Origin of the sequence: Streptomyces sp. KL116D, from assembly GCF_030766975.1 — a bacterium.
Classification (GTDB): Bacteria; Actinomycetota; Actinomycetes; order Streptomycetales; family Streptomycetaceae; genus Streptomyces; species Streptomyces longispororuber_A.
In genome coordinates, this window is record NZ_JASERH010000128.1 from 1 (window position 1) to 5,522 (window position 5,522).

Genomic DNA, 5,522 nt, shown 5'->3' on the forward strand with positions numbered 1-5,522 from the left:
GGCGGCCACATCCGGCTCCGCTTCACCGACCCGGCCGCCTACCAGACGGCCGCCGCCACCCTCAGCGACGTCACCCGCGACGACGACGCCCTCGCCCTGCAGATCCCCAGCGACGGCAGCCAGCGCGAACTCCGCTCCATCCTCGACCGGCTCGACGCCGCCGCCATCGAGGCCGACGAACTCACCGTCCACACCCCCGACCTCGACGACGTGTTCTTCGCCCTCACCGGCCCGGCCGTCGTACGCAACCAGTCCAAGGAGAACCTGCGATGAGTTCGCTCACCCTCGCCGTCCGCGACACGAGCACCATGCTGCGCCGCAACCTCCTGCACGCGCGACGCTATCCGTCAGGGACTCTGAACCTCCTGCTCACCCCGATCATGATGCTGCTGCTCTTCGTCTACGTCTTCGGTGACGTGATGAGCACCGGCATCGGCGGAAGCGGCGCCGACCGCTCCGACTACATCGCGTACATCGTTCCCGGCCTGCTGCTGATGACCATCGGCAGCACCGTCATCGGGGCGGCGGTGAACGTGTCGATGGACATGACCGAGGGGCTCATCGCCCGCTTCCGCACCATGGCGGTCCACCGTCCTTCCCTCCTCGTCGGTCACGTCGTCGGCAGCGTGCTGCAGTCCGTCATGAGCGTGGTACTCGTCGGCGCCGTGGGTGTGGCCATGGGCTTCCGTTCCACCGACGCGTCCGTGCTGGAATGGCTGGCAGCGCTCGGGCTCATCACCCTCTTCGCTCTGGCGCTGACCTGGATCGCGGTCGGCATGGGTCTGGCGAGTCCCACTCCCGAGGCCGCCGGCAACATGGCCATGCCGCTGATCCTCCTGCCTCTCGTCTCCAGTGCCTTCATCCCGGCGGACACCATGCCGGGCTGGTTCCAGCCGATCGCCGAGTACCAGCCCTTCACGCCCGCCATCGAGACCCTGCGCGGAATGCTCCTCGGCACCGGGATCGGCAACAACGGCTGGATCGCCCTCGCCTGGTGCCTCGGCCTGATCGCCTTGGGACACCGATGGTCGACGGCGCAGTTCAACCGCGATCCGAAGTAGCCGGGCGACCGCGCCCGCGGCCTCCACGGCCGCCCTTGTCCCCCGTAAGGCCACAGGCTCGTCCGGGACCGGTAACAACCCGTCGTTCGAGGTGGGTCCACGGATCGGGATGAGCAGAATGACTCCGCATCCACATGTCGGGCCGGTCGCCGAGACCGGCAACGGGGGACCAGGAGCGGAACATGACCAAGACCACCATCCGAACGCGGCCCGGCAGACGTCACGCCTCGCGCACCGTGCTCGCCGGAGCGGCCGTCGTCGCCGCACTGCTGGGCAGCACCGCCTGCCAGCCGGACGACAAGACGAACGCGGACGCCCCGGCCTCGGCCTCCGCCACGGCCACGCCGTCCCAGGCCAGCCCCACCGCCAAGGCGTCGCCGAGTACGGCGGACAGCGGTACCGGAACGGGTACCGACGACAGTTCCAAGGGCGCCGGCAAGAACGGCGACAGCGGCGAGACGGGCGGCAACGGGACCTCGTACCCGGACTGCGGCCCGGAGGACCTGTCGGCCCTCTCCGCCGAGCCCCGCACCCCCGCCGACGGCAGCAAGAACACCTTCTACGCCCTGTCGATCACCAACCGCTCCCAGCGCAAGTGCGCGATCAACGAGTACCCGCAGGTGTGGCTCGACGACAAGGCCGGTTCCACCTCCAGCGTGCAGCCGGACAAGGACACCGCCGACGACGAGACCCTGGTCCTGGCGCCTGGCGACACCGCCTGGGCCGGCCTGCGCACGGCGAAGGGACCCTACGACGAGGGTTCCACCGACACGTTCGTCGTCCGCCTGATCTCCGGCGAGGGCACCGACACCAGCCACGACTTCCCCGCTGTCCTCGGCAAGCCGGCCGTCGTCAGCGACGGAGCACGGGTCGGCTACTGGGCAGGCACCGAGGGCCTCGCCCTCCGCCCGATGTCCGACTGACGCCGGCCACCCCGTCCGCATCGGCCCCGCCCGACCGCACTCGCCTGCGCCGTCTCCCCCGGCATCGACTGCCCGGGGAGACGGCCCTTCGTCCGACGGATCAGCGGCGGGGAACGGCCAGCCGGGTGGCGAGGGCGAACCCCGAGACGATGATCGTCGTGGCGGCGCCCAGCACCTCGTGGTCCAGGCCCGAGGGCGCCACGACCACCACGGCGATCGCGCCCAGGACGGCGGCGAGCGCCACGGCCACCGCGGCCACCGCGTTCGCCCTGGGAAGTTGCGTGATGCCGGCTGGGACCACCGGTTGTTCAGGTGGACGTTGGGGTGTCGGGGTCATGGCTTCTCCTTGGGTACCCAGGTGAGTCGAACGCGGTAGCAGCCGCGTGTGGTGACCCGACCTCTGCCCGTACGGAGAAGCCGCTGAACTGTGCGTAGAAGGGATCGGTGCCCTCTGCCGTACCAGGTGCCTCGTACATCCGCTGTACAGAAAACACGTCTCTGCCCCGCCCGGAAGAAGTCCCGTGCGGGGCAGTGGCGTGTGCCGCGGTCCCGCTGCTACGGGACGACCGGCGGTCGATCGGCTTGCTCACCTGGGCATTCCATGACCAACCTGCGGAGGTTGGTTACCAACTCCACTGAACTTATCTCCACTTGGGCTTCCCTGTAACCCACGTCGGCATCCTGACCTCGGCGACGGAAAGTTGGACGGGGTGCCCGTCGACGGCGCACCACGATGCGCGGACTAGCGAGCCGCAAGACGCTCCATGAGTCCGGCGGAGCGCGCCAGCAACTCCCGCTCCTCCGCCGAGAGTTCCGCCTCGATGGCCTGGGCGAGCCAGCCCGCCCTCCGGCCGCGCTCCGCGTCCAGGGCGGCGTGGCCCGCCTCGGTCAGGTCGAGCAGGGTCTTGCGGCCGTCGGTGGGGTGGGGGCGGCGGGTGAGCAGGCCCTGCTCCAGGAGCAGGCCGACCGCGCGGGCCATGGACTGCGGGCGCACTCGCTGGTCCGTCGCGAGGTCGCTGGTGGTCATGGCGCCGTCGCGGTCCAGGGCACCGAGCACGGCGACCTGCCCGAGCGGGATCCGGTCCTCGTGCTTCACGCGCCGGGTGAGTTTTCCGATGGCACCGCGCAGCTCGGCGGCGACGGCGGCGGATTCCGGGGTGGGCATAGGGCACTTTACCTCGGACGATGCGCTGCGCAGTGGCAGCACACGGAGCCGATACACAGCAGAACTGAACAGCGGAACTGAACAGCAATGCTGTAGAGTTTCTTCCGTCGGGCCGAGCGCCAGCGTCGTCGCAGCCATGGCCCGGCAGGCGACAACGAGAAGGAACTCCCATGCGTTCTCACGCAGTTGAGTCCACCGTCATCCGCACCGTCACCGCCCGGGCCGTCCTGGACAGCCGCGGCAACCCCACCGTCGAGGTCGATGTCGCCCTCGCGGACGGATCCCTGGGCCGCGCCGCCGTTCCCTCCGGCGCCTCCACCGGCGCCCGCGAGGCCGTGGAGCTGCGCGACGGCGACCCCGAGCGCTGGCACGGCAAGGGCGTCGACCGGGCCGTGGCCCACGTCAAGGGCGAGATCGCGGCCGCCGTCACCGGGCGCGACGCCGACGACCAGGCGGGTCTGGACGCCGCCCTCATCACGCTCGACGGCACGCCCACGAAGTCCCGGCTCGGCGCCAACGCCCTGCTCGGCGTCTCCCTCGCCACCGCCAAGGCCGCCGCTGCCGCGCACCGCCAGCCGCTCTACCGCCACCTCGGCGGGGCCGACGCCCGGGTGCTGCCGATGCCGATGATGAACATCGTCAACGGCGGCGCCCACGCCGACAATCCGCTCGACTTCCAGGAATTCATGATCGCTCCGGTCGGCGCGGCGAGTTTCGCCGAGGCCGTCCGGATGGGCTCCGAGGTCTTCCACACCCTGCGCCGCGACCTGCTCGCCGCCGGCCACTCGACGGGCGTCGGCGACGAGGGCGGATTCGCCCCCGCGCTGCGCACCGCCGAGGAGGCGCTCGACTTCGTCATGGCCGCGGTCGAACGGGCCGGGTACCGGCCGGGCGCGGACATCGGCCTCGTCATGGACCCGGCGTCCTCGGAGTTCTTCCGGGGCGGCGAGTACGTGTACGAGGGCGAGGGCGTCCGGCGCACGTCGGCCCAACAGGTCGACTACCTGGCCAAGTTGATCGACTCGTATCCGATCGTGTCCGTCGAGGACCCCATGGCCGAGGACGACCTCGACGGCTGGCGGGAGCTGACGGCCCGGGTCGGGGATCGTTGCCAGCTCACGGGCGACGACGTGTTCTGCACGAACGAGGCGCTGGTGCGCGAGGGCATCCGTACGGGCGTCGGGAACGCGGTCCTGGTCAAGGTCAATCAGATCGGTACATTGACGGAGGCGCTCGGCACCGTGTCCGCGGCGCGCCGGGCCGGCTGGGCGGTCGTGATCTCCCACCGGTCCGGCGAGACGGAGGACACGACGATCGCCGATCTGGCCGTCGCGACGGGGTGCGGTCAGATCAAGACGGGGTCGCTGTCCCGCTCCGACCGGACCGCCAAGTACAACCAACTTCTGCGCATCGAAGAGGAGTTGGGCGCCGCGGCGATCTACGCCGGGCGCGGGCTCTAGAGGCCCGGCGGCACGGGGCCCGCCGGGCCGCCGTATGCCTCACGCCCCGGCGCCGCCACCCCGGGTGAGGATCTCCATGAGATGTCCGTCGGGGTCGCGGAAGTAGGTGCCCCTGCGCCCTTCCGTGTGCTTGCTGCGATAGATCTGTCCGGTCTCCTGGCACGCGGGGTCACCGTAGTGGGTGACCCCGCTGCGCCGGATCCGGGCGAGGGCGGCGTCGAACTCCTCCTCGCCGACCATGAACGCGTAGTGGTGGGGCTCGAAGTCGTCCGACCGGTCGTAGTCCAGGCTCACCTGGTTGGCCAGCGTGACCGGCGTGAAGTGGGCCACGGGCGGATCGACGCTCAGGCCGAGGATGTCGGCGAGGAACCGCGCCGAGACGTGCGGGTCACGGGCGGGGACGATGGTGTGGTTCAACTCCACGGTCATGGTGACTCCTCCGGGACGGATCAGGGACGGGATCAGGGGGGGATTCAGGGACGGACTGCCGTGTCACGCGTCGATCTGCTCGAAGACGTGCGGGTAGAGAGACAAGAACGCCTGGCGGCTCAGACGAGGGCGGTGACCAGCAGGGCGAAGGCGGCGATGATGATCGCGACGCGCAGATAGTGCCACCGCTCCCAGCGGTTGAGCTGCTGCTTCCAGTCGGCGGGCCGGTTCTCCGGGGTCCACGCCTTGTTCCGGTTGTTGATCGGGACGAGCAGCAGGATCGACATGATCACGCTGACGATCAGCAGGGCGCCGCCGGTGATGACGAGCCCGGTGCCGTCGTGGTGGCGCCCGGCGATGGCCCAGAGAGCGGCCAGCACGACCGAGCCGATGTACCAGAAGGGCATCAGCGCGCCGAGCATCCGCCCGCCATGGGCGTGCCCGAGTTGGCCGCTGTCCTCGGGGAGCGCGTTCAGGATGCGAC

At 70.4% G+C, this 5,522-nt stretch carries 7 protein-coding genes and 1 pseudogene; 4 read left to right on the forward strand and 4 right to left on the reverse strand.

What is annotated here, in order from left to right; translation table 11 throughout:
• The 3 genes and pseudogenes from RBJ77_RS47600 to RBJ77_RS47610 all read left to right on the forward strand — a co-directional run.
• A pseudogene (locus RBJ77_RS47600) lies at positions 1-273 on the forward strand (ABC transporter); the annotation flags it as partial.
• On the forward strand, positions 270-1,061 hold the full coding sequence (locus RBJ77_RS47605) for an ABC transporter permease (protein ID WP_372350692.1): 792 nt from the start codon (positions 270-272) through the stop codon (positions 1,059-1,061). The pseudogene RBJ77_RS47600 and the gene RBJ77_RS47605, both read left to right, overlap by 4 nt.
• A 182-nt stretch (positions 1,062-1,243) precedes the next feature.
• The gene (locus RBJ77_RS47610; RefSeq protein ID WP_372350693.1) at positions 1,244-1,984 is read left to right on the forward strand and encodes a DUF4232 domain-containing protein; all 741 of its coding nucleotides are present in this window, start codon (positions 1,244-1,246) and stop codon (positions 1,982-1,984) included.
• 100 nt (positions 1,985-2,084) lie between these two features.
• On the opposite strand, the gene RBJ77_RS47615 is transcribed toward RBJ77_RS47610, so the two are convergent.
• Positions 2,085-2,321, reverse strand: a complete 237-nt coding sequence (locus RBJ77_RS47615; RefSeq protein ID WP_372350694.1) for a hypothetical protein — start codon at positions 2,319-2,321, stop codon at positions 2,085-2,087.
• A gap of 405 nt (positions 2,322-2,726) precedes the next feature.
• Entirely contained in the window at positions 2,727-3,149 is a 423-nt protein-coding gene (locus RBJ77_RS47620; protein WP_372350695.1) for a MarR family winged helix-turn-helix transcriptional regulator, read from the reverse strand.
• A 170-nt stretch (positions 3,150-3,319) separates the two neighbouring features.
• Between RBJ77_RS47620 and eno the strand changes: the two genes are divergently transcribed.
• Positions 3,320-4,609 (forward strand): phosphopyruvate hydratase, encoded by a 1,290-nt coding sequence (gene eno, locus RBJ77_RS47625; protein WP_372350696.1) that lies wholly within the window; start codon positions 3,320-3,322, stop codon positions 4,607-4,609.
• Positions 4,610-4,648: 39 nt separating this feature from the next.
• Here eno and RBJ77_RS47630 read toward each other — a convergent pair whose 3' ends face one another.
• Both RBJ77_RS47630 and RBJ77_RS47635 read right to left on the reverse strand, forming a co-directional pair.
• Complete coding sequence (locus RBJ77_RS47630; RefSeq protein WP_372350697.1) at positions 4,649-5,038, reverse strand: VOC family protein; 390 nt, start codon at positions 5,036-5,038, stop codon at positions 4,649-4,651.
• 119 nt (positions 5,039-5,157) lie between these two features.
• The coding region (locus RBJ77_RS47635; RefSeq protein ID WP_372350698.1) for an anthrone oxygenase family protein at positions 5,158-5,522 on the reverse strand (365 nt) is incomplete at its 5' end.

What these genes read in the sequence shown, in the direction of transcription:
- RBJ77_RS47605 (WP_372350692.1), top strand. Translation starts at nt 270, where the DNA reads ATGAGTTCGCTCACCCTCGCCGTCCGCGACACGAGCACCATGCTGCGC.
- RBJ77_RS47610 (WP_372350693.1), top strand. Translation starts at nt 1,244, where the DNA reads ATGACCAAGACCACCATCCGAACGCGGCCCGGCAGACGTCACGCCTCG.
- RBJ77_RS47615 (WP_372350694.1), bottom strand. Translation starts at nt 2,321, where the DNA reads ATGACCCCGACACCCCAACGTCCACCTGAACAACCGGTGGTCCCAGCC.
- RBJ77_RS47620 (WP_372350695.1), bottom strand. Translation starts at nt 3,149, where the DNA reads ATGCCCACCCCGGAATCCGCCGCCGTCGCCGCCGAGCTGCGCGGTGCC.
- eno (WP_372350696.1), top strand. Translation starts at nt 3,320, where the DNA reads ATGCGTTCTCACGCAGTTGAGTCCACCGTCATCCGCACCGTCACCGCC.
- RBJ77_RS47630 (WP_372350697.1), bottom strand. Translation starts at nt 5,038, where the DNA reads ATGACCGTGGAGTTGAACCACACCATCGTCCCCGCCCGTGACCCGCAC.